This window comes from Streptantibioticus ferralitis (genome assembly GCF_029223525.1).
Taxonomy (GTDB): Bacteria; Actinomycetota; Actinomycetes; order Streptomycetales; family Streptomycetaceae; genus Streptantibioticus_A; species Streptantibioticus_A ferralitis.
Map to the genome: position 1 here is coordinate 119,218 of NZ_JARHTQ010000007.1, position 26,388 is coordinate 145,605.

The 26,388-nt window shown below is 69.4% G+C and carries 28 protein-coding genes and 1 pseudogene; 16 read left to right on the top strand and 13 right to left on the bottom strand.

Annotated elements, in window-relative coordinates; all coding sequences use genetic code 11:
- Positions 1-68: 68 nt before the first annotated feature.
- From P2L57_RS13240 to P2L57_RS13260, 5 genes are all read left to right on the top strand, one after another.
- Positions 69-539, top strand: coding sequence for a hypothetical protein (locus tag P2L57_RS13240; RefSeq protein WP_275813241.1), 471 nt, complete (start codon positions 69-71; stop codon positions 537-539).
- Positions 540-702: 163 nt separating this feature from the next.
- On the top strand, positions 703-987 hold the full coding sequence (locus P2L57_RS40185) for a hypothetical protein (RefSeq protein ID WP_308292466.1): 285 nt from the start codon (positions 703-705) through the stop codon (positions 985-987).
- Between the two features lie 278 nt (positions 988-1,265).
- Complete coding sequence (locus P2L57_RS13250) at positions 1,266-2,525, top strand: lipase/acyltransferase domain-containing protein (RefSeq protein ID WP_275813245.1); 1,260 nt, start codon at positions 1,266-1,268, stop codon at positions 2,523-2,525.
- 187 nt (positions 2,526-2,712) lie between these two features.
- Complete coding sequence (locus P2L57_RS13255) at positions 2,713-3,216, top strand: LURP-one-related/scramblase family protein (RefSeq protein ID WP_275813248.1); 504 nt, start codon at positions 2,713-2,715, stop codon at positions 3,214-3,216.
- Positions 3,217-3,557: 341 nt separating this feature from the next.
- Entirely contained in the window at positions 3,558-5,102 is a 1,545-nt protein-coding gene (locus tag P2L57_RS13260; RefSeq protein ID WP_275813251.1) for an AMP-binding protein, read from the top strand.
- Between the two features lie 228 nt (positions 5,103-5,330).
- Here the strand turns inward: P2L57_RS13260 and P2L57_RS13265 are convergent, their stop codons facing one another.
- Together P2L57_RS13265 and P2L57_RS13270 are read right to left on the bottom strand one after the other, a co-directional pair.
- Entirely contained in the window at positions 5,331-6,011 is a 681-nt protein-coding gene (locus P2L57_RS13265) for a pyridoxamine 5'-phosphate oxidase family protein (protein WP_275813254.1), read from the bottom strand.
- Positions 6,012-6,282: 271 nt separating this feature from the next.
- A complete protein-coding gene (locus tag P2L57_RS13270) occupies positions 6,283-6,915 on the bottom strand; it encodes an SAM-dependent methyltransferase (protein ID WP_275813257.1) in 633 nt (210 codons plus the stop codon).
- 190 nt (positions 6,916-7,105) lie between these two features.
- On the opposite strand from P2L57_RS13270, the pseudogene P2L57_RS13275 reads away from it, so the two are divergent.
- Positions 7,106-7,324: pseudogene (locus tag P2L57_RS13275) on the top strand (helix-turn-helix domain-containing protein); the annotation flags it as partial.
- Between the two features lie 262 nt (positions 7,325-7,586).
- Here the strand turns inward: P2L57_RS13275 and P2L57_RS40190 are convergent.
- Both P2L57_RS40190 and P2L57_RS13285 read right to left on the bottom strand, forming a co-directional pair.
- Entirely contained in the window at positions 7,587-7,871 is a 285-nt protein-coding gene (locus P2L57_RS40190) for a DUF6011 domain-containing protein (RefSeq protein WP_308292467.1), read from the bottom strand.
- Complete coding sequence (locus P2L57_RS13285) at positions 7,868-8,122, bottom strand: Smr/MutS family protein (protein WP_275813261.1); 255 nt, start codon at positions 8,120-8,122, stop codon at positions 7,868-7,870. Before P2L57_RS13285 ends, P2L57_RS40190 begins: the two co-directional genes overlap by 4 nt.
- 270 nt (positions 8,123-8,392) lie before the next feature.
- Between P2L57_RS13285 and P2L57_RS13290 the strand changes: the two genes are divergently transcribed.
- The 8 genes from P2L57_RS13290 (at position 8,393) to P2L57_RS13325 (ending at position 15,694) form a co-directional block, all read left to right on the top strand.
- Entirely contained in the window at positions 8,393-8,995 is a 603-nt protein-coding gene (locus P2L57_RS13290) for an RICIN domain-containing protein (RefSeq protein ID WP_275813264.1), read from the top strand.
- Between the two features lie 148 nt (positions 8,996-9,143).
- A complete protein-coding gene (locus P2L57_RS13295) occupies positions 9,144-10,115 on the top strand; it encodes an NAD-dependent epimerase/dehydratase family protein (RefSeq protein WP_275813267.1) in 972 nt (323 codons plus the stop codon).
- Positions 10,116-10,270: 155 nt separating this feature from the next.
- Positions 10,271-10,786 carry a 2Fe-2S iron-sulfur cluster-binding protein gene (locus P2L57_RS13300; protein ID WP_275813270.1) on the top strand — a complete coding sequence of 172 codons (516 nt, stop codon included), beginning with the start codon at positions 10,271-10,273 and terminating at the stop codon, positions 10,784-10,786.
- Positions 10,783-11,784: an FAD binding domain-containing protein gene (locus P2L57_RS13305; protein WP_275813274.1), complete on the top strand. Its 1,002-nt coding sequence runs from the start codon at positions 10,783-10,785 to the stop codon at positions 11,782-11,784. Before P2L57_RS13300 ends, P2L57_RS13305 begins: the two co-directional genes overlap by 4 nt.
- The gene (locus tag P2L57_RS13310; RefSeq protein WP_275813277.1) at positions 11,781-13,901 is read left to right on the top strand and encodes a xanthine dehydrogenase family protein molybdopterin-binding subunit; all 2,121 of its coding nucleotides are present in this window, start codon (positions 11,781-11,783) and stop codon (positions 13,899-13,901) included. The genes P2L57_RS13305 and P2L57_RS13310 overlap by 4 nt, the downstream gene beginning before the upstream one ends.
- A 161-nt stretch (positions 13,902-14,062) precedes the next feature.
- Entirely contained in the window at positions 14,063-14,548 is a 486-nt protein-coding gene (locus P2L57_RS13315) for a DUF5709 domain-containing protein (RefSeq protein WP_275813280.1), read from the top strand.
- A gap of 42 nt (positions 14,549-14,590) precedes the next feature.
- Positions 14,591-14,878 (top strand): hypothetical protein, encoded by a 288-nt coding sequence (locus tag P2L57_RS13320; protein WP_275813283.1) that lies wholly within the window; start codon positions 14,591-14,593, stop codon positions 14,876-14,878.
- Between the two features lie 120 nt (positions 14,879-14,998).
- Positions 14,999-15,694: an SDR family oxidoreductase gene (locus P2L57_RS13325; protein ID WP_275813287.1), complete on the top strand. Its 696-nt coding sequence runs from the start codon at positions 14,999-15,001 to the stop codon at positions 15,692-15,694.
- Positions 15,695-15,809: 115 nt separating this feature from the next.
- On the opposite strand, the gene P2L57_RS13330 is transcribed toward P2L57_RS13325, so the two are convergent.
- Positions 15,810-16,217 carry a winged helix-turn-helix transcriptional regulator gene (locus P2L57_RS13330; protein ID WP_275813290.1) on the bottom strand — a complete coding sequence of 136 codons (408 nt, stop codon included), beginning with the start codon at positions 16,215-16,217 and terminating at the stop codon, positions 15,810-15,812.
- A 98-nt stretch (positions 16,218-16,315) separates the two neighbouring features.
- On the opposite strand from P2L57_RS13330, the gene P2L57_RS13335 reads away from it, so the two are divergent.
- A complete protein-coding gene (locus P2L57_RS13335; protein ID WP_275813292.1) occupies positions 16,316-17,200 on the top strand; it encodes an alpha/beta fold hydrolase in 885 nt (294 codons plus the stop codon).
- A 51-nt stretch (positions 17,201-17,251) separates the two neighbouring features.
- Here P2L57_RS13335 and P2L57_RS13340 read toward each other — a convergent pair whose 3' ends face one another.
- From P2L57_RS13340 to P2L57_RS13355, 4 genes are all read right to left on the bottom strand, one after another.
- A complete protein-coding gene (locus tag P2L57_RS13340) occupies positions 17,252-17,512 on the bottom strand; it encodes a hypothetical protein (protein WP_275813295.1) in 261 nt (86 codons plus the stop codon).
- The gene (locus tag P2L57_RS13345) at positions 17,496-17,960 is read right to left on the bottom strand and encodes an SRPBCC family protein (protein ID WP_275813298.1); all 465 of its coding nucleotides are present in this window, start codon (positions 17,958-17,960) and stop codon (positions 17,496-17,498) included. The genes P2L57_RS13340 and P2L57_RS13345 overlap by 17 nt, the downstream gene beginning before the upstream one ends.
- 362 nt (positions 17,961-18,322) lie before the next feature.
- Positions 18,323-19,027 carry a hypothetical protein gene (locus tag P2L57_RS13350; protein WP_275813300.1) on the bottom strand — a complete coding sequence of 235 codons (705 nt, stop codon included), beginning with the start codon at positions 19,025-19,027 and terminating at the stop codon, positions 18,323-18,325.
- A 257-nt stretch (positions 19,028-19,284) separates the two neighbouring features.
- Complete coding sequence (locus P2L57_RS13355) at positions 19,285-19,719, bottom strand: hypothetical protein (protein ID WP_275813303.1); 435 nt, start codon at positions 19,717-19,719, stop codon at positions 19,285-19,287.
- A gap of 701 nt (positions 19,720-20,420) precedes the next feature.
- Between P2L57_RS13355 and P2L57_RS13360 the strand changes: the two genes are divergently transcribed.
- The gene (locus tag P2L57_RS13360) at positions 20,421-21,971 is read left to right on the top strand and encodes a hypothetical protein (protein ID WP_275813306.1); all 1,551 of its coding nucleotides are present in this window, start codon (positions 20,421-20,423) and stop codon (positions 21,969-21,971) included.
- Between the two features lie 45 nt (positions 21,972-22,016).
- Here P2L57_RS13360 and P2L57_RS13365 read toward each other — a convergent pair whose 3' ends face one another.
- From P2L57_RS13365 to P2L57_RS13380, 4 genes are all read right to left on the bottom strand, one after another.
- Positions 22,017-22,802 (bottom strand): polysaccharide deacetylase family protein, encoded by a 786-nt coding sequence (locus tag P2L57_RS13365; RefSeq protein WP_275813309.1) that lies wholly within the window; start codon positions 22,800-22,802, stop codon positions 22,017-22,019.
- A 199-nt stretch (positions 22,803-23,001) separates the two neighbouring features.
- Positions 23,002-24,288, bottom strand: a complete 1,287-nt coding sequence (locus P2L57_RS13370; protein WP_275813312.1) for a sugar ABC transporter permease — start codon at positions 24,286-24,288, stop codon at positions 23,002-23,004.
- Entirely contained in the window at positions 24,285-25,079 is a 795-nt protein-coding gene (locus P2L57_RS13375) for an ATP-binding cassette domain-containing protein (RefSeq protein ID WP_275813315.1), read from the bottom strand. The genes P2L57_RS13370 and P2L57_RS13375 overlap by 4 nt, the downstream gene beginning before the upstream one ends.
- A gap of 98 nt (positions 25,080-25,177) precedes the next feature.
- Positions 25,178-26,284, bottom strand: coding sequence for a sugar ABC transporter substrate-binding protein (locus P2L57_RS13380; RefSeq protein ID WP_275813318.1), 1,107 nt, complete (start codon positions 26,282-26,284; stop codon positions 25,178-25,180).
- Positions 26,285-26,388 lie beyond the last annotated feature (104 nt).

Sequence of the window (26,388 nt, forward strand, 5' to 3'; positions counted from 1 at the left end):
CCAGGGTGCGGATCTTCCGACGCTCAGCAGCCACTCGCCTGCGTCCGCCGCCCGAGGAGGTCATTCCCATGAGCCCTCGCATGTGGGCCGCCGCTCCGCTGGCAGGAGCGGTCATCGCCCTGGCCGCTCCGACGGCGGCTGACGCAGCCACAGTGACTGTCGCGGCGCGGCCTGCGGTCGGCGCCACGGGCGACAGCCTGCGTCACGACACCGCCGCGACCCCGTTCCGGGCCCACGACCGGCGTCAGCCGCTGGGCGGCGGCTTCTTCCCTCACTGCCCCTTCCGCAACCTGGTCATCGGCGAGGACCTCAGAGCGATCCTGACGAACTGCAGGCGCGGTCCGAGAGCGGTCATCAAGTCGATCAAGACCAACGAGATCCTGACATATCTGGACGTCAACTTCCCGGTCAACTCGACCCGGAGCTTCCAGCTGCGGATCGTCGGCTTCTACCGGCGCCACCCAGCACTGCTGGTACAGAATTTCGGCCGCCGCCCCCGGTGGTTCTACTTCCTGCCCAGCCGCTACCACTACCGCTGACCGTCGCATCGCTCCAGCGCGGTGGGCCGGTACACAACCCGCCGTTTGACGAGTTCGGGCCGCCGAGCAACCGACGACCCGAGCTACTTGGAAATCAAAGCTCACTTGACCATCGGTGACGTTTACAGGGCAAGGCACTGATCGCGCGCCCATAGTGGGTCTCGTGTCCTTGACGGCGTCGTTCACCACGCCACTGGGGCTGCGGCATCCGGTCGCACTCGCGCCCATGGGCGGTTCCGCCGGTGGGGAGTTGGCGGCCGCGGTGTCGAATGGCGGCGGATTGGCGCTGGTCGGCGGCGGGCGAGGGGACCGCGACTGGCTCCGACGTGGCGCCGGTTCCCGTACTCGCGGCGGGCGGAATCGCCGACGGGCGGGGAGTCGCGGCGCCGCTCCGGTCCTGGGCGTGGCTGGCGCCTTCGCCGGTGAGGATCTGACCTCGGGGACGTGAGGGCGAGGGGAACAGCACCGAGGCGGCGGTGCCGGATCCGGCCCCGGCAGCGGAACCGCGCACTTCGGGCTGCCCGCCGCTCGGCTGGCCGTCGGCCACGGCGGGCGTCACACTGGTGTGACGGCGCGCCACCGCGGCGCCCCAGGGCGCGTCCAGATGGCCGGTCTGCATGGCCGGTCTGGTCCCGCGTCGGTCGACGCGCGGCGGGAATGACCTGCGCGAGGTGGGCCGCTGTGGCTACGGTAGCGGCAGTCGTGGCTGCGAGGGGACGGTGTCGGATGCGTGGAATGTCGTGGCTGCGGGTCGTGATCGCTGCACTGGTCATCCTGACCGCGTTCCCCGACACCGCCAGTGCGTCCCCGTCGGGCAGGACGCCGGTCGTGCTGTTTCCCGCGTTCCACCTCACCAAGCTCAAGGTCAGGGTCCATCACCAGACAGCGGCGCCGGGATGTCCCCGGTCGGGCGGTTTCGAGGACTGGTACCGCAACGATCACCCGAGCAGGCTGTTCAGTCAGGTCTGCCAGGACAAGCTGCTGACGCTGCGCTATGACGCGAACCCGTCGAAACCGATGGCGTCGCGCTTCTCGAACCAGCCCGGCGTCGACGTGCGGATCGTCGACTACGGCCGGACGGACAGCGCGCCGTTCTACGAGCCGCTCTACCGGGCGCTGGAGGCCCACGGCTACCGGCGGGACGCCGACATCCGCGTCGCCGGTTACGACGCCCGACTCACTCCGGACATGGGCGGCTTCCCGCAGCGGACCCGCGCACTCATCGAGGACACCTACCGGGACAACGGCAACCGGCCGGTTCATCTGATCGGCCACTCGAACGGGCCGCTCTACGCGCAGTACCTGCTCACCCACATGTCACGCGCCTGGCGCGACAAGTACATCCACGGTTTCACCCCGATCGCCGGCAACTTCCCGGGGCAGGGCCTGCTCTACCCGGTGCTGTTCACCGGCCTCAACGTCCAGGACTTCGGCTATCCGACGACCGGGGACAACGCCGAGAGCAGCGCGCGTATGTACCTGAGCGCTCCGTCAAGCTACATGAGCGCCTCCGACCCCAAGGTTTTCCGGAACCGTGAGGTCGTCGTCCAGAACACCTCGACCGGCCGCAGGTACACGCCGCGCGACTACCCGGAACTGTTCGCCGACGCGGGCCTGCCGGTGGCCAAGGCGATCGCCGACCACTACGTCGGTTTCGTCAGGTTCACCGACGCCCGGTCCTTCCCCGACGTCGACGTGTACGCGGAGAGGGGATCCGGACTCGCCACGACGGTGGGCGCGCGGCTGGCGAACCTGACGCCGGGGCAGATCGTCAAGCCCGGCCAGTTCCTGAACCGGGACGGCGACAGCAACCAGGAGGACATCACCAACGAGGCGGTTCTGGCCTGGCGGGCAATGCCCTGCCACCGCTTCAGCCTCACCGACAACCGGGGTGTGGACCACTTCTCGCTACCTGGCAGCCAGCATGTCCTCGACCGCCTGCTCGCACACCTGGGTGAGCCGCGCTCACACTGCCCGGGCACGTAGGCAAGCCGCGCTCACACTGCCCGAGCCCATGCCGCTGACCGCGCCCGGTGCCGGGCTACGGCGGGAATCGCCGGACGCGCGGTGCCGTGCGAGGTGCCCCTGTCCCCATCCGAGCCGTGCCCGCACTACGCTCAGGGGCGGAACAGTGCCACTGACCTGGCAGAAGTGATCTGGACGGGGATTACCCATGCGCTACCTGGTACGCGATCGCATGCTGGCCTTTCACGAGGAGGCCTGGATCGAAACCGAGCACCGGGAGAAGGTCTTCAAAGTCAACAGGAAACTGCTGCGGCTCCGGCGCACCTTCACCTTCGTGGACGCTCAGGGCAACCACGTGGCCAGCATCGTCAAGAAGGCCCTCACCTTTCACCACACCATCCTCATCATGCGGGACGGCCAGCTGGAAGCCCGGTTCAGCAAGCGGACGTTCAAGATCTTCGGGGATCGCTTCAAGGCCAGCCTGCGGGACGGCCGACGGCTGCGGATAGTCGGCAACTTCTGGGACCGGGAGTTCGACATCCAGCACGACGGCAACACTCTCGCGCACATCTCGCGGCGCTGGTTCTCCATCCGGGACGCCTACGCGGTCGATGTGATGAGCGAGCGCGACGCGACCCTCCTGGTCATCCTGGCCGTGTGTGTGGATCACACCCTCCAGGACATGAAGGGCGACAAACTCACCAACTTCTAGAAGCAACGCCGACGGCGTTGCTTCTAGAACCCGCCTTTCCTGGCGCCGAGTTCGTCCTCGGCGCCGGGACGCCGCTCGTGGTGACCGCCAGCCCCGCGCGGGCCGGGGGCTGGCCCGGTGCTGACATGACCGGGCGGCCCGGTGCGTCAACTCGCCGTGCTGGCAGGGGCGTTGGCGGGGTGGGCGGGGTGAGAATCGGATCTGCACCGGCTCGCGGTGCAAGGCTGCGTTGGCCCTGCGGCGCCGGATGGCGCAAGACCGACTTGTCGTTATGGATCAAGAGGAGGCATCGTACATACGGTTGCCTTGGGCAACCCTATGGACTCAAGGAGGAGTTATCGATGTCTGCCGATGCCGGCGATTTCCGTACTTACGTGGAGGAGAACCTCGACGCCCTGGGGACTGACCCCGGGCGGGAGACTCTGGTCCACGAGGGGCGGCGCATGACCGCGGGAGAACTCCGTGAACTTGTCTACCGGATGGCGCGGGCACTGCAGGCCCAAGGGATAGGCCGCGGTGAGACGGTCACGTTGCTGTGCGGGAACCTTCCGGAGACCATCGCCGCACGCTATGCCGCCAATCTGATCGGTTGCCGGGTCAACCACCTCTACAACAAGCTGTCGGCCGAGGTTCAGGCCGCGATCGTCCAGGACGTCGAGACCCGAGCGCTGATCGTCGACCCGCGTCTCGCCGAGCGCGCCGCTGAGGTGACCGATCGGACGTCGGTCAAGGACGTCCTCGTGCTCGGTCCCTCGGAGATCGGTTCGGACCTCCTGGCGCTGGCCGCCGAGGAGTCCGCGGAACCGTTCGCCAGCCAGGCCGATCCGCAGGACATCTGCACCATCCGCCACACCGGCGGCACCACCGGCCATCCCAAGGGCATCTGCACCTCCTTCGAGCAGACGCGGGGCCTGCGTGGACGGCTGCCGGAGACCCGGGACGACATGCACCGGCAGTTGGTGTGCACCACCTTGGCCCACGCCGCAGGCCTCCTTGTCGACGACACCCTCAACTCGGGCGGCGTCGTGGTGCTCCTGGAGGACTTCGACCCCGCGGCCGTGCTGGCCACGATCGAGCGTGAGCGCATCACCCACCTGTTCCTGCTGCCGCCGCTGCTCTACCAGTTGATGGACCATCCGCACGCTGCCCGCACCGACACCTCCAGCCTGAGCAGTGTGGTGTACGGGGGCTGCCAGTCGTCCCCCGCCCGGATCGCCGACGCCGTGCGGCGCTTCGGCAAGGTGCTGCTCCAGTTCTACGGGCAGAACGAGGCCGGTGGCATCAGCGTGCTCACCACCGAGGATCACGATGTGGAGCGTCCGGAGCGGCTGCGCTCCGCGGGCAAGGTGTTGGACGATGTCGAGGTCGCCATCCGCGACGAGTCCGGCCGCGACCTGCCCGCGGGCGAGCACGGCGAGATTTGCGTGCGCTCCGACCAGATCATGACGGGGTACTGGAAGCAGCCCGAGTTGACCGCCGAGGTGCTGCGGGACGGCTGGCTGCACACCGGTGACATCGGCTACCTGGACGACGAGGGATATCTGACGATCGTCGACCGGCTCAAGGACATGATCGTCGTGGTGGGCGGCCATGTGTACACCACGGAGCTTGAGGACCTGCTCAACTCACACCCGCAGGTGCTGCAAAGCGCCGTCTTCGGCGTCCGGGACGACGACCGGATGGAGCGGGTGCACGCGGCCGTCGTACGCGTACCGGGCAGCGCGGTCGACGAGCGGCAGCTGCGCGAGATGGTGCGCGGGGAGCGCGGTGCGATGTACGAGCCCGCCCGGATCACGTTCGTCGAGGCCTTGCCGTTGACGGACGCGGGCAAGCCGGACAAGAAGCGGCTGCGCCAGGAGGCTGAACGGGCGCACGCTCTGAGCTGACCCGACCTCACTGAAGAATCGTTACTCCCCAGACGTTGGGGCGCAGCCGCACGTGGTCGGCGTGCGCTGCCTGACGACCTGCCAGGTGTGGCGCTCGTCCTGTGCCGCTGCGGTCGTGATGCCGCGAGGCCCCACCGGGCTGACGTCCGGTGGGGCCTCGCGATGTCGATCGGGAGATCTCCGTCAGCCATTCCCCGTTACCGCGACGAGTGCTCGGCCGGCCGGGTGCTATCCGGCGTTCTGGTGCGCTCGCGCCGCCAGATGGGCCGGGACCGGTATGTCGTCGGGGAGTGTGGGGTCGGGTTCGAGGGCGCCCCAGCTGGCGTGGAGGGGGAGCACGCCCGCCCAGACGGCGCGTTCCGCGTCGGGGATGTCACCGTCGTCCGGCGGACCGGTGCGGATCTTCACGGACGCTTCTTCGAGGGACAGGGCGAGCAGAACGGTGGCGGCGAGTTCCTTGCGGTTGGGCTGGCGGGCGTAGTCCCACTGGCCGGGGACGATGTGTTCGGTCAGGCACCGTAGACCGGCGAGTTTCTCCTCCGGGTCGGTGAGCGCCCGCGGCACGCCGTAGATCATCGCGCTGCGGTAGTTGACGCCGTGTTCGAACACGGAGCGGGCCAGCACGAGTCCGTCGACGTGAGTGACCGTGACACAGACCGTGGTCCGGGGCGAGGCGACCAGACTGCGGCTGGCGACCGAGCCGTGGAGGTACAAGGTGGTCTCGTCGGCGCCGTAGACGGTCGGCACGACCATGGTGTGTCCGTCCACGACGACACCGAGGTGGCACAGGAAGCCGACCTTCAAGATGGCGTTGAGGTCCGCCCGGTCGCGGCTGCCCTGCTCGCGCAGGCGCCGGTGGCGGGTGCGTTCGGTCTCCGGCAGGACATGGCTCGGCGTCTGCTCGCTCATTCGGTCTCTCTGTCGGTACGGCGACTGTCGGTACGGCAGCGCGAGCCGGTCAGCGGCACCCAGCCTGCGCCGTGGCGCAGGCTGGCGCTGCGGCCAAGTGGAGGACGCGTCGGTGATGATCGAAGACTAGCGATCTGCTTTGTGTATGACCATGGTCTCAACCGAATCAGTTGTCGGTTGGAGAGATCGCAACGGATATCATGTCGAAGCCGCCTGTGACGCAGTGGAGCCACATGGCGTCGGCTGAGCACGGGCGGCCCGGCGGCCCCCCTCAGCCCAGGCGTCGTACTTTGACGGAGCCGTCCTTCCAGGTGGTCAACTGGCCGTCGGGGCCGGTCTGGACGCGTTCATGCTCCTCCTTGACCAGCACTTCCCACTGCCCCTCCGGAAGGTCCAGGTCTTCGATGACCTCGTCCGGCGTGGGCAGGCGCATCTCGGAGTGCGGGCTGTGTTCGGATGTGGGGAACGCCGTGTGTCCTGCGATGAGGAGCACCCCGCCCGGCGCGACGGCCGAGGCGGCGGTGTGCAGGATCCTCTCCCGCGGCAGGTCGCCGGGGGAGTGCAGGAACTGGGCGGAGACGAGATCGAAGGTGCCGGAAGGGAAGGACGCCGCGAGGTCGTACTGCTGCCAGTCGATCCGGTCGCGGACACCTGCGGTGGCCGCGTGCTTGGCCGCTCGGTCCAGGGCGACACGGGAGATGTCGACCGCGGTGACGCGCCAGTCTCGCTGCGCGAGCCAGATCGCATCGGCCCCCTCACCGCATCCCAGGTCCAGCGCCGTGCCCGGCGTGAGGTCGGCGGCTTCACGGACCAGGACGCTGTTGGGGTTTCCGCTCCAGATCTGGTCGCTCTGGGCGTAGCGGGCATCCCAGAACTGTGCTTCCGAGACGGTTTCGTCGGCCATCGGCGTGTCCCTTCCGGTGTGGTGGTCTCGGGCGCGGTCGGTCACCGGTCACTTCGGCGGTGGGGGTGCTCGCGGAATGCCCCGTACCGGTACCGAGCGTCGTGCCGCGCCCGGGCCTGCGTTCACTGGAGAGCGTCGGCCAGCGCTCGGCAGTTTGACAAATATTTTTGCTGCGGCGGCAAATGGGGGCATGGCTGACGATGACCTCGCAAGTGTGTTGACCGCCGTGGGCCCGCGCCTGCGGGCACCGCGACGCGACCGCGGCGCCACCTCGGCCCAGCTGAGCGAGACGACCGGCCTCCCGCTGAGCACCCTCTCGCGGCTGGAGTCCGGGCAGCGTAAACCGACCGACCCTGGAACTCCTCTTGCCGCATGCAGGTACGCGCCCGCCCCGCCAGCACATGATCCGCCCGGCAGGACTTCTGGAGCACAGCACCAACGGATGCGCGCCACGGGGGTACAACCATCCTGCTTCCCGCATCAGTTGACCATCGCCGCTGCCCGAACACCACCACGCACCCCCGCCCAACGAGTTCCGTCCGCACTCGTGCGGTCATACCGACAGCAGCAACCAGCCGGCTGACCGTCACCGTCCCCTCGGCCCAGGCCACCGGCACGGTCTCCGTCTACGTCACCACGATCGGCGGGGTCTCCGACTCGCAGCCTTACACCTACGAGTGGTCGGCTCCGTCGCGCGGACCTAGGGCCACCGAGGGTTCCCGGCCGACGGGTGTCCCCCAATCCGTCAGACCGGGCAGTGCGTCCTGGTCGACGTCCCCGCGGGCAGGCCTTGGAGCACTACGTTCCGCGAGCTTGGCGCGGCAGCCGTCACCCAGTCCCCACAGGCGTGCCTCCCGGCCGGTCAGGGGCCGCCCGCACAGGCGGCAGGTGACCCGGCGGCCTTCCTCCGGCTCGCCGTCCTCGTCGAGCGGAAGGGGCGTGTGGGGCGCGATCACCGGACGGGCCTGAAGTGGACGAGGATCCGGCCCGGGTTGTTCGGGTCGGCTTCGACCCGGTCGTACAGCTTCCTGATGTGTTTCTGGCCGAGGAACGCGAGGGTGCGCTGCTTGAGTTGCCCTGACCCCTTGCCCGGGATGATCTCCACGACGGTCTCGCCGGTTCGAGCGGCCTTGAAGATGGTCTGCCGTAGGGCGAGTTCGATGTCGCGGTTGTTCCGGAAGATCGGGTGTAGGTCGAGGGTCAGCAACTGGACGCCTCCTGTCGGTTCCGGTGTCGAGTAGCCCGAGTGTGCCACGCCGTGGTCAGGACAACACCCGGCGCGGTGCGCTCGGCCTGTGACGGCCCGTGTGATGTGGCTTTGCGCCGCGCGGTCATCGGCACTCCGTCCGGAACGTTGCCTCCCAGTTTCTGCATGTCTATGCCAATCGTCCGGGTTCGGTCTAGCGTGCTCCCGCTACGCCGCGCAGGGCGGCGGATCACGGTCCCGGGCCTCGCCCGGGGGCTGGGGGGAACAACCATGCGCAATCGAACGCTGCTCGCTGTCCTGGCGGCCTCGGCCGCGATCGGCCTGGCGACTTCCGGTTCCGCGCACGCGGGTGTCGGTGCCGCCTCGGCCGGACCCCGCGTGATCGACGTGACGTCGATGGCGCAGATCCCGACCGTGCACAGTCACCTCAACAGACAGGCGGTGCCGAACCAGGTCTACCGGCTCACCATGACCAACAACGACCGTGGCGAGTGCCTTGACGGGGACACCAACACCATCCCCGCCAACGGCGCCAAGGTCCAACTGTGGGGCTGCAACGGCTGGACCAACCAAACCTGGATCTGGGCACCCGCGGCAGGACAGCCGGTCGGCTACTACACCATCCAGAACGCCGACGGCAGCGAGTGTCTCGACGGGGACACCAACACGATCCCGGCCAACGGTGCCAAGGTCCAACTGTGGGGCTGCAACGGCTGGAACAACCAGATCTGGCAGTGGCACGGCGCCACGCTGACCAACAACGACCGTGGCGAGTGTCTCGACGGGGACACCAACACGATCCCGGCCAACGGCGCCAAGGTCCAGCTGTGGGCCTGCAACGGCTGGACCAACCAGAACTGGACGCTCCACTGAAATCCCGCACCGCTCCACACGGGCCCGCCGACCACCAGGTCGGCGGGCCCCCTCAACGTCCGGACCCGCGCCGATGGATCGGGGGGCGCGCACGACCACGAGAAATTCGGGGGCTCCTCGATGCCCACCGTCGATAGTGTCGATGGCCATGCGCATTCTCGTTCTTGGCGGTACGTCATTCGTGGGCCGCGCCATCGTGGAGGACGCCCTACGCACCGGGGCCGAAGTGACCCTGTTCGGCAGGGGCAGGACCGGGACCGAACTGTTCCCCGAACTGACCCGGCTCATCGGCGACCGGGACACCGGCGACTACACCGCGCTGCGCGGCGGCAGTTGGGACGCGATCGTGGATGTCAGCGGCTACCTTCCACGACACGTCGGGCAGGCGATGGACGCGGTGGGTGACCGCGTCGGCCGGTACCTGTTCATCTCCAGCCATGCGGTGTACCAGCGCACGGGGTTGGCGCCGGGCTCGACCGAGGACACGCCGCGCCGTCCGCCCGTTCGGGACACCGAGGAACTCAACGACGACACCTACGGTCCGCTCAAGGTGGCCTGTGAGGACGATGTGCTGGCCCGGTACGGCACGCGGGCCACGATCGTACGGCCGGGGAAGGTGGCCGGGCCGTACGACCCGTCAGACACCTTCACCTACTGGGCGCGCCGGGCCGCGCGCGGTGGGCGGGTGGCGCTGCCTGCCGACCCCGAGCAGCCGGTGCAGATCATCGACTCGCGCGACCTGGCCCGCCTGGTGGTCCAGCTGCTCGTCGACGACCGTCCAGGTGTGTTCCACGCAGTGGGACCGGCCGAGCCGATCACGTTCGGCGGGCTCATCGAGACCTGCGCACGGGTGGCGGGCACCCGGGTGGAGATCGTGCCGGTGTCACCCGAAACGCTGCCGCCGCTGTTCCCGCTGGTACGGCCGAACTGGCCGACGCAGCAACGCAGCTCGGCGCGCGCCCGGGCGGCGGGTATGCCCTCGACTCCGCTGGAGGTGACCGCGGCCGACGTCCTGGCCTGGGACCGCGAGCGCGGTGAGCCGCCGCTGCGGCGGGGCTTCTCGCCCGAGGAGGAGCGAGCGCTGCTCGCGCGGCGGGACGGCGGGGCCCTGGCCGACTGACAGCCACCACGTGCGCCAGTGGTGTGAGACGGCCGTGCATCGGTTTGGCGCGGGCTCGGAACGGTTAGCCCGAAACGCTGTGCCGATGTGCTGATCCACCCAAAACGCGCGGGAAGACGCGGAGGGCACAGCAAGGCACGGGAAGGAGACGCGCCATGGGGGCCATGACCGCGGTCACCCTGCACATCAACGGCGAGCGGTTCTCACGCGAACTCGACAACCGCACCACGCTGTTGGACCTGCTGCGCGAACACGCGCATCTGTCAGGGGCGAAGAAGGGCTGCGACCACGGACAGTGCGGGGCCTGCACCGTCCTGCTCGACGGCCGCCGCGTCAACGCGTGCCTGCTGCTGGCGGTCTCCATGGACGGAACAGACGTCACCACCATCGAGGGGCTGTCGGACGGGAACGCCCTGCACCCGCTCCAGCAGGCGTTTCTCGACCACGACGCGTTCCAGTGCGGTTTTTGCACCCCGGGCCAGATCTGCTCGGCGGTCGCGGCGATCGCCGAGGCGCGGGCAGGGTGGCCGAGCGTCGTCACGGCCCAGGACGAGCCCGAGGGCCCGGTCGAGCTGACCGCACCCGAGGTCCGTGAGCGCATGAGCGGCAACCTGTGCCGCTGCGGTGCGTATGTGAACATCGTCAGCGCGGTACGGGAAGTGGCCAGGTGAAGGAATTCCGGTACGAACGGCCCGCCGACGCGGATGCGGCCGTCGCTCTGTTGACCGACGCTCCCGGTGCCGCCTACCTCGGCGGTGGCACCAACCTCGTCGACCTGATGAAACTCGGTGTGGCGGCCCCCGACCTGCTCGTCGACGTCAGCCGACTGCCGTTCGAGGAGGTCACGGAGACCGACGGCGGCGGCCTGAGCATCGGCGCCGCCGTACGCAACAGCACGCTCGCGTCCCGCGGGATCGTGCGCGAACGCTATCCGATCGTCTCCGAGGCACTGCTGTCCGGTGCCCCGGCGCAGTTGCGGAACGCGGCCACCGTCGGCGGCAACCTGCTGCAGCGGACCCGGTGCCTGTACTTCCAGGACGTGGGCAAGCCGTGCAACAAACGTCAGCCCGGCTCCGGCTGCCCCGCTCGCGAGGGCGTCCACCGGGACCTGGCGATCCTCGGCGCCTCCGAACACTGCGTCGCCACCAACCCCTCCGACCTCGCCGTGGCACTGGCCGCGCTGGACGCCATGGTGCACCTGGTCTCCGCCGCGGGACCGCGTTCGCTGCCGCTGACCGAGCTGCACCGGCTGCCGGGCGACGAACCACACCGCGACACCGTCCTCAGACACGGCGAACTGATCACCGCCGTGGAGCTTCCGCCGCCGGTGCCGGACGGCCGCTCGGCGTACCGCAAAGCCCGCGACCGCGCCTCGTTCGCCTTCGCGCTCGCCTCCGTCGCGGCCGTCCTCCAGGTGCGCGGAGGCCTTGTGCACCACGTGCGGATCGCCTTCGGCGCGCTGGCGGCCAGGCCGTGGCGGGCGCGGGTCGCCGAGGAGGCGCTGCTGGGCCAGCCGGCCACCGAGGAGGCCTTCGGGCAGGCCATCGACCGTGAGCTGGCCGCGGCCCGGCCGCTGCGGGACAACGGCTACAAAGTCCCCCTCGCCCGACGCCTGGCCGTGAGTGTGCTGGCCGACCTGGCGGCTCCCGAGCACGGAGGCCCGCGATGACCACCACCCGGCCCCTCCTCGGCTCGCCCATGACCCGGCTGGAAGGCCGCGAGAAGGTGACCGGCACCGCCCGCTATGCCGTCGACTACCCTGTCGACCGTGTGGCGTACGCGTGGCCCGTCCCCGCCGCGGTCGCCCGCGGCGAGATCACCGCGGTCGACGCGACCGCGGCCCTCGCCGACCCGGCCGTCCTGGCCGTACTCAGCTATGAGAACGCTCCCCGGCTGCACGACACCGACGACCGGACCCTGGCCGTACTGCAGAGCCCGCACATCGCCCACCGCGGCCAGTTCGCCGCGCTCGCCGTCGCCACGTCCCTGGAGGCCGCGCGGGGCGCCGCCGCCGCGATCCGCGTGGCCTACGCACCCGAGCCGCACGACGTCATCCTGACCCGCGATCACCCGGGGCTCTACAAACCTGACGAGGTCGACGAGGGCATGCCGACCGACCGTGAGCACGGTGACTTCGACACCGTCTACGCGCGGGCTCAGGTGCGGCTCGATGCCGTCTACGAGACTCCGCCGCTGCACAACCACCCCTTGGAACCGCACGCGGCCACCGCGATGTGGGACGGCGACGACCTGACGGTGTACGACTCCAACCAGGGGGCCACCGCCGTCCAGCACGTGCTGGCGGAGCTGTTCGGACTGGCGACCGGCAAGATCCACGTGATCAACGAGCACGTCGGTGGCGGTTTCGGCTCCAAGGGCACCGCGCGACCCCATGTCGTACTCGCGGCGATGGCCGCCCGGGTCGTACGCCGTCCGGTCAAGCTCGCCCTGCCGCGCAACCAACTCGCCGCGGTGACCGGGCATCGGTCCCCCACGATCCAGCGGATCCGTATCGGCGCCGACACCGAAGGGCACGTCCAGGCCCTCGCCCATGAAGTCACGACACAGATCTCGGCGCTCGACGGGTTCGTCGAGCCGGCCGCTGTGGTCAGCCGCGTCATGTACGCGGCTCCGAACAGCCGCACCACCCATCGGGTCACCCGGCTCGATGTCCCCACTCCCTCATGGATGCGCGCGCCGGGGGAGTGTCCGGGGATGTTCGCCCTGGAGTCGGCGATGGACGAGCTCGCCATCGCCTGCGGAGTCGATCCGATCGAACTCCGGGTACGCAACGAGCCGACCGTCGAGCCCGACTCGGGGCTACCGTTCAGTAGCCGCCATCTCGTGGAGTGCCTGCGCGAAGGCACCCGCAGGTTCGGCTGGCACGACCGCGACCCGCGGATCGCGGGCAAGCACGAGGGCCGCCTGCTGATCGGCAGCGGCGTCGCCGCCTCGACGTACCCGGTGTACGTCATGGCCTCGCACGCCGAGGCGCACGCCGGTCCCGACGGGAGCTACGAGGTACACGTCAGCGCCAGCGACATCGGCACTGGCGCCCGTACCGTGCTGACCCAGATCGCCGCCGACGCCCTCGGCGTCCCGCTGGACAGGGTCCGGGTACGCGTCGGCAGCAGCGATCTGCCGCCCGCCTCGGTGGCCGGCGCGTCCTCGGGTACGGCCTCCTGGGGCTGGCCGGTGCACAAGGCCTGCACGGAACTGCGGCAGCGCCTGGAGGCACTCGGCCACTCGGTTCCCGAACAGGGACTCACCGTCGCCGCGGACATCGCGGAGGACCTCGACGACCGGGAGGACTACGCACGCCACGCCTTCGGCGCGCAGTTCGCCGAGGTCCAGGTCGACACGGTCACCGGTGAGACACGGGTACGACGCCTGCTCGGCGTGTTCGCGGCGGGCCGGATCCTCAACCCCCGCACCGCACGGTCGCAGTTCATCGGCGGAATGACAATGGGCCTGGGAATGGCGCTACTTGAGGGCAGCACCATGGACCCGGCCTTCGGCGACTACGCGGAACGCGACCTGGCCTCCTACCACGTGCCCGCCTGCGCGGATGTCCCCGAGATCGACGTGCACTGGATCGAGGAGGAGGATCCGCAGCTCAACCCGATGGGGTCCAAGGGCATCGGCGAGATCGGCATCGTCGGCACCGCGGCGGCGATCGCCAACGCCGTGCACCACGCCACCGGCGTACGGATCCGTGCCCTGCCCATCCATCCCGCCGTGCTGATGCCCCCGCTGGCCGGTGCCCGACAGGCCAGCCCCTCGTAGACGCATCCAGACAGCTAGTCCCTCGTAGACGCCCCGAGGCCCCGGCGAGCGGCCCCGCCAAACGGAACAAAGTGACCACAGAGCCACAAGGTGTACGGGAAGCGTAGTGGGGGCAGGTGTCACACCAGGACAAGAGCTCACCCGGCGGTGAGGAGGGTCCCATGTCCGACGAGGTGTGGGCCAACGAGGTCTACCAACCCGATGGCTCGGAGGTCCAGGACGACGCCGGCGTCCTCGACCCGGAGGACACGCTCGATGACCGTGGCGTCACCCCGGCCATCGACGAGGGATATTCGCCGCCGGAAAGGCCCCTGGAAGTGGAGCGCACCGGCATCACCGTGAGCGAGCAGCGCCGAGGGGAGACGCTCGACCAGCGGCTGGCGGAGGAGGAACCCGACGTCGGCGAGGCCATGGGGGACGGGATCGGGGACCTGCCCGGTGGCAACGGGGAGCTGATCGACCGCGAGGTCGGCGATGCGCGGTCGGGGCGACTGGTGGCCGCCGACGAAGGAGTGCCGCACGGCTTGGAGCAGGCGGACGACACGGCGGCCTTCGACGCCGGAATCGCCGGCGGGGCCGCGTCCGCCGAGGAGGCGGCCGTCCGCATCGTCGATGAGCTGGAGGGGCCCGAGCCCGAGGACATCTGATCGGCACCCCCGAGGTGCCGCCGCGCCGACAGGAACTGCGTCATGGCTGGACAGTTCGAGATACGCCCCTTGGGCGGGCACGAGTATCTGCTGCGTACCCGCTCCACCAACCAGATGGTCGAAACCCGCCTGCAACTCACGGACGACGACCTTGAGCAGCTGGGAGTGGCATCGGCGGACGAAGCCCGTGTCGTAGCGGCGACCACGGAATACCTCGCGGAGCGCGAACCAGAGCTCGACATGCCGGGTCTGCTCGATCTGCACGACATCGCGGAGACCCACCAGGACTTCCCCGAACGGCTGCGCCAGCGGATCACCTCAGGCCGTTAGCGGGACTCCGGTCGGTCCCATCCGCGGCGGCCGCTGGGACCGGCGCGCAGCCTGGTACCGCCGGTCCCAGGAAGAACGATGCACTTCCTGCCCGTCGACCTCGGAGCGAGGCTGACGGGCATGACGACAACACTCATCACCGGAGCCAACAAGGGGCTGGGCCTGGAGACCGCACGCCGTCTCGTCGCGGCGGGGCACACCGTCTTCCTGGGGGCACGTGATCCCCAACGCGGGCAGCAGGCAGCAGAGCGGATCGGCGCCCGCCCGTTGCGGATCGATGTCACCAGCGAGGAGTCGGTGCGGGCGGCGGCGGACGTGGTACGCGAGGAGGCGGGCCTGCTCGACGTACTGGTCAACAACGCCGGGATCAGCGGCGGCTCGAAGCCGGTCGGCGAGGTCACCGCGACGGAACTGGAGACCGTCTACGCCACCAACGTGTTCGGCATGGTGCGCGTCACCCGCGCCTTCCTGCCGTTGCTCAGCGTCAGCGCCCATCCCGTGGTGGTGAACGTCAGCAGCGGCCTGGGCTCCCTCGCCCGGGTATCCGATCCCCAACGGTTCGAGTCGGCCTGGCCCGTTCTGACCTACGCCTCCTCCAAGAGCGCGGTCAACATGCTCACCGTCCAGTACGCCAAGGCGTTCCCCGAGATCAGGGTCAACGCTGTCGATCCCGGGTACACCGCGACCGACCTCAATGGCCACCGCGGAACCCAGACGGTCGAGGACGGCGCTGAAATCATCGTGCGCATGGCCACGATCGGCGCCGACGGTCCGACCGGCGGCTACTTCGCGGCCGACGGTCCGGTGCCGTGGTGACGGTGGTGGACAGGCCGACCGCGAACCAGGCCGTTCGGAGGCACGCGGCCAGGATCGACTTCGCCAGGACCGGCGGGCCCGGCTGGGGCTCGTACGACCTGGACTGCCGGGCCGGTCAGCGGTCCGACACGGCCTCCTGGCCGATCTGATGGGCACGGTTGATCTCGGCCATGTGTTCCTCCGCCCAGGCCCGCACCATCGCCAGCGGGACCTCGAGCGACAGGCCGAGATCGGTGATCCGGTAGTGCACGCGCGGCGGGACGGTCGGCTCCACCCGGCGGCTGACCAAACCGTCGCGTGCCAGGTTCCGCAAGGTCACGGACAGCATCTTCTGCGAGACACCGGCCATCCGGCGCTGGAGTTCGGCGAAGCGCACCTCGTCAGGGGAGGACTCCGCCAGCACCTTGATCGCCATAGACGTCCACTTGGTGCCGATCCGGTCCAGCAGTTGTCGGGTCGGACATTGCGGATCGAACACATCACCGCGCGCGCCGTCGGAGGTACGCGCCGCCGAGGAGGTCACCTGGAACTCACCACCTGTCGCGAGAGTGCGGTCTTGGAACGCCCACCTTAGTTACCTAACGTTGTGTTGTCACCATTGGTAACTGCATCGGAGGCGTCGTGTCCGTCCCCCCATCCTTCTTCGCCGATCCCCGTCCCGGTGCGATCGAGCTGCGCCGGGTCGCGACCAACGGCGTCGAGCTGAACGTGGCGCTGGCGGGGGACGGCCCCGCGGTCCTGCTGCTGCACGGATTTCCGCACACCTGGCAGCTCTGGGTCGAGGTGATCGGCAAGCTCGCCGACCAACACCGGGTCATCGCACCGGACTTGCGCGGACTCGGCGCCAGCCCCCGGGCGGCGGACGGCTACGACGCCGCGAACCTCGCCGCCGACGCCGAAGGCCTGCTGACCGCGCTCGGGGAAAGCTCCGCGGCGGTGGTGGCGATGGACGCGGGCACCCCGCCTGCCTTCCTGCTCGCGATGCGGCGGCCGGACCTGGTCCGGCGACTGGTGGTCATGGAGTCGCTGCTGGGCAGGCTGCCAGGCGCCGAGGAGTTCCTCGCCCCCGGTGCGCCGTGGTGGTTCGGCTTCCACGCGCAGCCCGGCCTCGCGGAATCCGTACTGACCGGCCATGAGGCGGAGTACCTCGACTGGTTCCTCAACTCCGGCACCCACGGCCGCGGCGTGCGCGCCGACATCCGCGACGCCTTCGTCAACGCCTACACCGGAGGCGAAGCCCTGCGCTGCGCCTTCTCGTACTACCGCGCCCTACCCACCAGCGCACAGCAGATCCAGGACGCCGTCGACACGGCCCGACTCACGGTCCCCACCATGGCGCTCGGCGCCCACCCCGTCGGCACCGCACTCGAACAGCAACTGCGGCCAGTCGCCGACCATCTCGAAAGCCATCTCATCGAGGACTGCGGCCACATCATCCCGCTGGACCGCCCCCAAGCCCTGCTCGACCTACTGAAACCGTTCCTCGCGACGGACCCGGCCAACTGACCGTCGATGCAACCGAAGCCCACCGCTGCGGACGGTACGGATCGGCCACCGTCACGCCGCTGACCCCCGGTGGCCGGTTCGGTCCGGTGAGAAGTCCGCGGGCCGGGCAGGGCGTAGGGCGCTCCGGCGTAGGGCGGGGGCGGGCACTACCAGTACCGGACAGTACGCCTTGGCCAGCACGTGATGGCGGACCGTGCCGCAGCCGACATGTGTCAGCAGGCCGTGTCGGCCCACGCCGATCACCCGCAGATCGTCCGCATGGCCCGCGATGCTGCACGGCGCGTGCCCGGGGCCGCTACGTACCAGTCGCATTTCGGTGCGTGTGATCGGCTTCCAGCAGCTGCTTGAGCTTTGCCAGGTCCTTGTTGTTCGCGCGGCGGATCGCGGCGGCCATGACGGGTGCGGTGAACCTGGCGAAGCCGGCGGCTTCACCGCGGTTGCGCAGCGTCATTCGAGTGTGGGTGGGATCGACGGGTTCCCAGGTGTAGGTGGTCTCCATGGGGAACGGCCCTTGGGCGGTGCGCATGACCAGCCGATCGGGGGCGTACTCGGCCACCTCGTAGGTGTAGGTCAGGGTGCGGCCGAGGAACTGGGCGACGAAGTCCAACTTCGTGCCCACGGCGAGCGGCGGTGGGGTCTGCCATCGGACAGAAGTGATGTTGACGTACCACTCAGGAGCGTTCGACGGGTCGCTGGCGTAGGCCGCGACCTGCTCGCATGGGCGCGCGATGACGATCTCGGTCAGCACGTCAACGGACACAGTTCCTCCCGGGAAGGTTTCAACGCTGTCGCATTGTGCCGGGTCGTGCGGCCCAGGACGATGGACACGCGGCCGGCGAGGGGCGTCCGTCAGTCAGGTGGGTCCGCGCTTCAGGGAGCACTGGCCACGTCGACGGCAACCTCCGGCCCTGAGCGTCCCCGCCCGAGGCATCGCTCACGAGTGACAACCGTTCCCGGGCGACGTTCCACGAAGCTCTCCGCATCGGCTAACATCGGGCGCTTGAGTCCGGTGGCTCAGCAGCATGGCACGAGGCACCGACAAACCCGTGGGTGTCCGCGGTTGGCGAGCGGCGAAGCCGACGCGAGGGGCTCCGGGGCGCCCCTATCGCACCGGCCGCGAGGTCAGTTGCCGTGGACGAGCGGGATGGTGCGGGTTACCAGGTCCTCGTAGCCCCGCTCCGACCAGGCGCCGAAGTGCACCTGGACCGACTTCAGTTGCCTGGCGGCGGTGGCCGCGATCGAGAAGCGGAACAGGAATCGGGTGTTGTGACCGCTGGGCAGATCCTGCAACAGGAAGCCGGTGTTGGCGCCGATGACCGGGTCGCAGCCGGTCGACAGGCCGAGCTTCTGCCAGCGGCCCTGGTGGTAGACCTCGACGGTCACATCCTTGGGCGCGAGGGAGACCGCCTTGCCGTTGCCGCGCTGGTCCGGGTTGCCGACCGGAGTCCAGGCGTACAGGCCGAGCGTGGGGCGGACGCTGTCGAACGCTGCGCCCGTGCCGTTGTAGATCATCCCTCCGATCTTCGCCCTGGGGCCTCCCGCGAGAACCTCCTTCGGTATCGCCAGCGGGTCGAAGGTGGCCTTGGCATGGCCGTGATGGACCGCGGCCGACGTCCGGGCGGTCCGGGTGGTGGCGGGTTGCACGTGCGCGGCATCGGCGTTGACGGACGCGGTGTCCGGTGTACCGCAGACGGCGGCGGGGGTGGCAGAGGCCAGCAGCGGAACGGCGGTGAGCATCAGCCCGGTGACGGTTCCGGCGGCGGCGGTACGGTCCGGGCGAACTCGGCGGGGCCTTCTGGTGAAACGGCGTGCCAGGTTCCTGCTCATGATGATCCCCCAGGGATGGCGTCGCGGATGTGTGTTTCGCGTACGAACCGGTGGACGGCCCTCGCAACTCGCTTCCGGGGCCCTCGCTTTCGGGGGCCTATGTCGTCAGCGGTGAAACCATGATCCTTCCGCGAGATCGCCGGGCGGTGGGGGAATCGCCAACGCCGGGTAACGGCGGACTTGCCCAGGACGGCAACCGCCCCGCCGTACGGCTGGCACCGCGACGGCTACGGCACTGATGGGCGCACCCCCCCATGTCACCGCACGGTGACCATGGCCGCCCAGCGTCGGACGACATGCGGGCAGAGATGGCCGGGGTCGGGGACGCACCGCTCGAACGAGTCGATGGCCGTGCTGCCCTCGCCTGCAGCCCGGAGGGCGGCCCTGGTGACGCCGCCTGGTGACGTGACCGTGCCGGTGCGCCGGAGGACTCGGCCGTCGGCGGCGCTCGGCAGGCTCCAGGTCCAGGTCAGCCCGTTGTGATGGGAGCCGGTGAGCCGGACCGTGATCACGCCCCCTCGGTGGACGGTCACCGCGCGGCCGTCGTCACTGTTCGACAAGGCGAGCTCGACGGCCTTCTCCGGCCGGTCCCTGTGCGGGGCGGCAGACGCAGGCACGGGGACGCAGATCGCGGTGGCGGACAGCGCCAGCCCCGCGGCGAACCCGGTAACGGTGAACCTGGCGCTCCTCATGTTCATCACCTCGGCAGTCCGGTGCAGATATGCGGATCTGTCTCCACTGTCGCCCCTCGGTGGCACCGCTCGGCCCCGGTCACCGTCCCATTCACTCCTTCGAGAACTCCACAACGGCCACCGTGACGACCCGTACCCGTCTTGCGCCTGCCCGCCGCCCCTGCCCAGGCCGGGAGGAGCCCGCGGCGTCGAGTCTCAGCGGAGGAAGCGCTGCGCGGTGGCAGTGGTGAGCGGGTACCGTCCAAGAACGAGGCGGCGCTTACCGCTCGGGATCAACGACCGCCCGAAGCACGGAACTCACCGGCGCCGCCAACAGCAGGACCGCCTCCTGAAGCACGACGACTTCCTTACCGACCGCGCGGTGTCCCAGCGGGTACGCGCGTTCTGCCGCACAGGGGAGACGGTGCGCTGACCCCTGCGACGGCCCCCGTCACGGTGGCGGTCCCTCGTCCGGGCAAACCGTTGTGCCCCGGGGGAATTGAACCTCGATCCGTCGTCGTACGTGTGGAGGGCGGCTCGGGTTCGCCGCTGACTGACGAAGCCGTTCGGAGGCGAAGCCGGCTCAACAGGACAACACCTCGCCAGTGGCCGCTTACCGCCCGGGGCAATGCACCCGGAGTGCGGGGCGGGCCAGCGATGGGCGAGGGAAGATGGGAGCTGGATTCGTGTCGCACATACGCACAGAGAAATCCCGTCGGTCGTTGCGACGGCAACGGGTACGCCGCCGAAGGTTCTCCAAGCTGACGCTCACGCTGGCGGGCGTACCGCTGATCACGGGCGTACTGGCAGGCTCCGTGTTCGCCGCGGTCGGCGGCCAGCACCACCGCGCCGGTACCGCAGCCGCGTCCCCCGGTGCGAACGCCAACGGCGCCGCGCAGGCGGCCGCGGCGGCGAACCCGAACTGCACCTTGGTCGTGCCCGCCAACCCGTTGAGCGCCCAAGGACTGGCCACCCCCTACCAGTTGACCGCGACCAACCCGGCGATGGGGCCGTGCAACGAGGCCAACGCCAACCAGTCGGCGTTCGTCGAGGCGGCGGTCATGGGCAACAACGGCCAACTGACGTTGTACGACCCGCTGGTCATCGACAAGGGCACACAACCGGCCGCGGCCCCCGCCCCCGCACAGGTCCCCGCGGGATCGACGGTCGGCATCTGGTTCGGCTTCAACGGCACCAACCTGACCTTGCAGTCGGCGGCGGGCGCCAACAGCCTCACCCAGGGAAAGTGCGTCAACGGCCAGAACGGATCGATCTTCGGGCAGTTCGCGCAGTGCAACGCCCCGGCGTTCTTCCAGGCCGCCAACGCCCAGATCACCCAGAACCAGTTGCAGGTCCCACCGGTGGGCACCGCCAAGGACGGCATGCCCTGTCCCACCACCCGCGACTTCTCGGTGGTGGACCAGGACCCGAGCGACAACGTGGTCACCCACTACCTCGCCAACGCCAAGGGACAGACCGCCCAGAACAACGCCGCGGGCAAGGCCGCGGTGCCGAACGCCACCGACCTGGCCAACGGCAGTGACAACCTCCTGCTGACCAAGTTCATCGACCCGGCCCTGGGCTGCACACCGTTGACCAAGCCCGACCAGGCCACTGACGGTCAGCCGAGCGCCGCGCTTCCGCTGGACGAACTGTCCGCCGCGGCCAACCAGAAGGCCCCGATCGCCCTCGTACCGCTGAACGACCCGATGACGCTCAACAACGCCAACGCCAGCCCCGCCAAGGCCAACCTCTACCGCATGGGAGTCGACCAGCCCGCGATCGGCGCCGCCGACAACGGCAACGGCACCACGTTCTGCCAGAACATGTTCAACAATCCGGCAGGCATCCAGCGGGTGTTCAAGGACCAGGCGATGTTCGCCAACGCTCCTTCGGTGGACGCGGCGATGGCCACCAACCTGTTCACCTTCCTGGCGATGCGGGCGAACCAGAGCTTCACCAACCTGGGCTGCGGCAAGCTCCTGAACGCGGCCAACCCGGTCACCCTGACGACCAACGGCAACGGCGTGGTCACCGCCGCCACCCTCACCCCGTTGGGCAAGATGCCGCCGCCCGGCGCGCCGATGCCCAGCGCCCCGGCCAACCCGAGCGCGCCCGCCGGCACCGGCAGCATGCCCCCCACGGCGACCGCCCCTGCACCGGCGCCCAGTGCGAGCGCCAGCGCTTCCGCCCCGGCGGGCGGCACCAACGGCAACGGCCCCACTCCCGCGCCCAGCAAGTCCTGCCGACCGCCCAAGAAGGTCCATTGGTAGACGGCCCGCACCGGCCACCAAACGGCCGCGGGTACGCGCCTGAGGCTAGTCGCCGTCGCTGTCCTCGGCAGCCGAGTGGGGCGTGGTGAAGCGGTATCCAGCGGCGATGAGGCGAGGAAGGTAGGTGCGCACAGCCGCCAGCGTCTGGGAGCGGTCGCCGCCACCGTCGTGGTTGATGATGATCGACCCGGTGCGGGTGCGACTGAGCACGGTGGCGGCTATGCGGGCACTGCCCGGACGGGACCAGTCACGGGGGTCCACCGACCACGCCAACGGCTGCAGGTCGTACGCCGAGCAGGCGGACAGCACCGCAGGGGTGAACGTCCCGAAGGGGGCACGGAAAAGCCCTGGGCGTATGCCGCCGGAGGCCGATTCGATGGCGTCGGCGGCCTGTTCGATCTGCTCGCGGATCTTGGCCGGGCTCAGGGGCCGTAGATTGGGATGGGACCAGGTGTGGTTGGCCAGGGTGTGTCCTTCGTCGACGACACGGGCCACCAACTCCGGGTGCTTTGCGGCGTGTTCACCGATCATGCAGAACGTGGCGGTGACGCCGTAGCGCCGTAGCGCGTCCAGGATGTCGGGCGTGTACCGGGGGTCCGGCCCGTCATCGAAGGTCACGGCTATGGTCTTGGGCCCGGCATCCACGTGGTACTGGGGCCCGCGCTGCTCCCCGGTCGTGGCGGGGCCGGGGGTGGGGAATCGGGACCGTGACTGTGCCCCAGCGGCCGAGTGCCGCCAGGGGGGATCGGTCAGGAGTTCCCATCCACCCACGGCCGCCACCATCAGACCGGTGGTGTACAGCACAGCCCGCCGAGGCATGCTCACCGACACCGGACATCGTCTCCCTCGAAACGGTTGCCCCCACTTCACGACGCACGGGCTGGGCCCGCTGCTGCGTACACCGTCAGCGTGACATCAGGCATCGGCCGTGGCAGGCGGGAGTACTCCATCAGACTGACGGCCCGCCTTCGCCGCCACCCTCGTCGGAAGGGGCGAGGACCGCGTACGGAACCGTGCGGACGGGCCGCGTTCAGGCCCGGCCGTGCGACTTCTGGGAGTGGCGTGACAGCGAGTCGAGGACCACGGCGGCGAGCAGCACACCACCGGTGATCATGTACTGCACCGTCGTCTGGATGCCCAGGAGCAGCATGCCGGAGGCGATCGACTGGATGACGAGCATGCCGAGCAGCGCGGACCAGGGTCTACCGCGCCCACCGAACAGGCTGACGCCGCCGATGACGGCCGCGGCGATGGAGTTGATCATCAGGATGCTGGAGCCCGCGGTCTGGCCCACCGAGGCGACCCGCGAGGCCAGGAACAGCCCGCCCAGCGCGGCTAGTGTTCCGGATACCGCGAACACCGAGACCCGTACCCACGCCACGTTGATGCCCGCGCGCCGGGTCGCTTCGACCCCGCCGCCGATCGAGAAGATCTTCCGGCCGTACTTCGTGCGGCGTAGCACGAAGTCGAGGCCGACGACGACGGCCAGGAAGATCAACAGGGCCAGCGGCAGACCCTCGAACTGGTTCAGCACATAGGCGACGGCGAACGCGATCACCGCGACCGCGCCGGTGCGCATGGCGATCTCGGTCAGTGGCCGTGCCAGCACCTCGGCGGCCCTGCGGCGCCGCGCGTCGTGGTACGAGGTGACGAAGAACGCCACCGTGCCGAGCGCGGCCAGTCCGTACGCCGCCGCGGTGTTGTGGAAGTAGTGGTTGGTCAGGCCGTAAACCAGTCCCTGGGGGCGCAGGTTGATGGTGCCGCTCGCACCCAGAACGTGCAGCATCAGTCCGTTCCAGGCCAGCAGTCCCGCCAGGGTGACGACGAACGCGGGGACGCCGATCGTGGCGAAGAAGAACCCCTGCACGGCACCGATCGCCGCGCCGACGAGCACCGCGGCGATGACCGCCAACCACTCCGGCACGCCGTTGTTCACGTTGAACACGGCGAACACGGCCGCGGAAAGCCCGCTGACCGAGCCGACCGAGAGGTCTATCTCGCCGAGGAGCAGTACGAAGACGATGCCCACCGCGATCAGTCCGGTGCCGACGATGTCCACGCTGAGGTTGGACAGGTTGCGGGGGGAGAGGAACTGATGGTCCAGGATCTGGAACACCGTCCAGATCACGACGACGCTGAAGACGCCCGGAAGCGCGCCGAGTTCGCCGCTGCGCAGCTTGCGGGTGATCTCGCTGACGTAGCCCCTGAAGCCCTGTTCGCCCTCGGCCGACTGGCGCCGGTCGGCGGCGGGCCCGGCGCGGGCGGTGCCGCCGCCTGCCCTGGTGGTGTTGAGGTCGGATGCTTCGGACTTGTTCACAGCATCGCCTCCCACGCCCACGCCTTGCGATGGGTGATGGCGTTGTCGGTGGCGCCGGTGATGGAGGAAACGATCTGTTCCTGGGATGTGGTCAGCACGTCGAAGAAGCCGTTGTTGCGGCCGAGGCGCAGCACCGCCACCTGGTCCGCGACGGCCTTGACGTCGCCCAGGTTGTGACTGATGAGCAGCACGCCGATGCCGCGTTCCCGCAACCGCTCGATGAGATCGAGGAAATGGGCGGTCTGCTCGACGCCCAGCGCGGCGGTGGGCTCGTCGAGGATGAGGATCTTGGGATCGCTGAGCAGCGCGCGGGAGATGGCAACCGTCTGCCGCTGGCCCGCGGAGAGGGAGGCGACCGGGACGCGCACGCTGGGGATGCGGATGGACAAGGTGTCCATCAGTTCCAGTTCTCGGGTGCGGCGCTCCATGGCCACCTCGTCGAGGACGCCGGCCGTGCAGATCTCATGGCCGAGGAAGACGTTCCCGACGACGTCGAGGCTCTCGCACAGCGCGAGGTCCTGGTAGACGCCCGCGATGCCCAGGGTCTGGGCGTCGTGGGGGCGATGGATCCGGACGGGCCGGCCGTTCCACTCGATGACGCCCTCGTCTGCGGGACCGACACCGGTGATCACCTTGACGAGGGTCGACTTGCCGGCGCCGTTGTCGCCCACCAGGGCGACGACCTCACCGGCGTGGATCTCCAGCTCGACGTCCGTGAGCGCTCGGACGGCGCCGAACCGTTTGCAGATTCCGCGTAGCGCCAGCACGGGCGTGGTGGACACGTGGACCATCTCCTTTGCCCATCGCCTTCTGAGCGGCGGTGATGTGGTGCGCCTTGTGGGAGATACGGGTGGCGGCTCGACCCGGACGGCCTCCGCGAAGGCCGGTCCTAGCCGAAGAGTCCGGCTTTCTGGCAGGCGGACTTCAACTTCGGTGTGCAGATCTGGCTGACGGTGTACGGACCGTGGTTGACGATGGTTTGCTTGACGGTGCCGATGGTCACCGGCACGAGGGTGCCCAGGACGGCCGGAATCCGATTGCTGGTGTCGTTGCTGACCCGGTCCTTGGCGATGGCGTTGATGCTCTCGCCACGGCCCAGGGCGACAGCCATCTCCGCGGCGGCGTCGGCCTCCGCCACGAAGGACTTGTAGACGGTGACGCACTGCTCGCCGGTGAGGACCCGCCGCACCGCCGCGAGGTCGGCGTCCTGGCCGGTGATCGGCGGCAGCGGCTTGATGTCGGCGGCCTTGAGGGCGGACAGCGCGCCGTATGCGAGGCCGTCGTTGGCGGACAGGACGCCGTCGATCTTGCCCGCGCCCAGCCCGGCGATGGCGGCGGACATGTTGCTGAAGGCGTTCTCGGGTATCCATCCGGCGGTGTAGTAGGCCATGCCGATCTTCGTCTTGCCCTTGAGTACGGAGAGCGCGCCGTTCATCAGGGCTGCCGTGTTCGGATCGGTGGGGTCTCCGTTCATCATGACGATCTGCGGGGCCTTCGCCCTGTGCCCCATGGCGGCGAGCAGCGCTTGGGCCTGGATCTTGCCGATCTGCCGTGAGTCGTAGCTGGAGTAGGCGGAGATGGGGCCCTGGGCGAGGCGGTCATAGGAGACGACGGGTATGTGCGCGTCGTGCGCCCTGGTGACCGAGGAGCGGAGCGCCTTGTAGTCGACCGGATCGAGGACCAGCACCCTGACCCCGTTCGCGATCATGGAGTCGATCTGCTGCTGCTGGGTTGCCACGTCCGCCGAGGCGTTGGCGTACCGCACCGTGCAGTCGCGGCACAGTTGCTTGACCTTCTTCTCGACCAGGGGCCTGTCGGAAGTCGCCCAGCGGGCGGTGTGGGTGTCGGGGAACAGCAGGCCGATCGTGAAGCCGCCGTGGGCGGAGACACTCCCGCTCGGGGTGCCGGGCCCGCGCGCGGCCCCGCACGCGGCGAGGCTGACGGCCATGGACACCGCTGTCACCGCAACGGCAGCGCGACCCAGATTGCTCTTCATCCGCGGGCACTTCCTGCCACGTCTGTCGGCGCCCGTTCGCCGCCGGGGGGCGGACCGGTCGCACGCGGTCGAGGCGTTGCGCGATCGCAGGGCACTCGCGAACA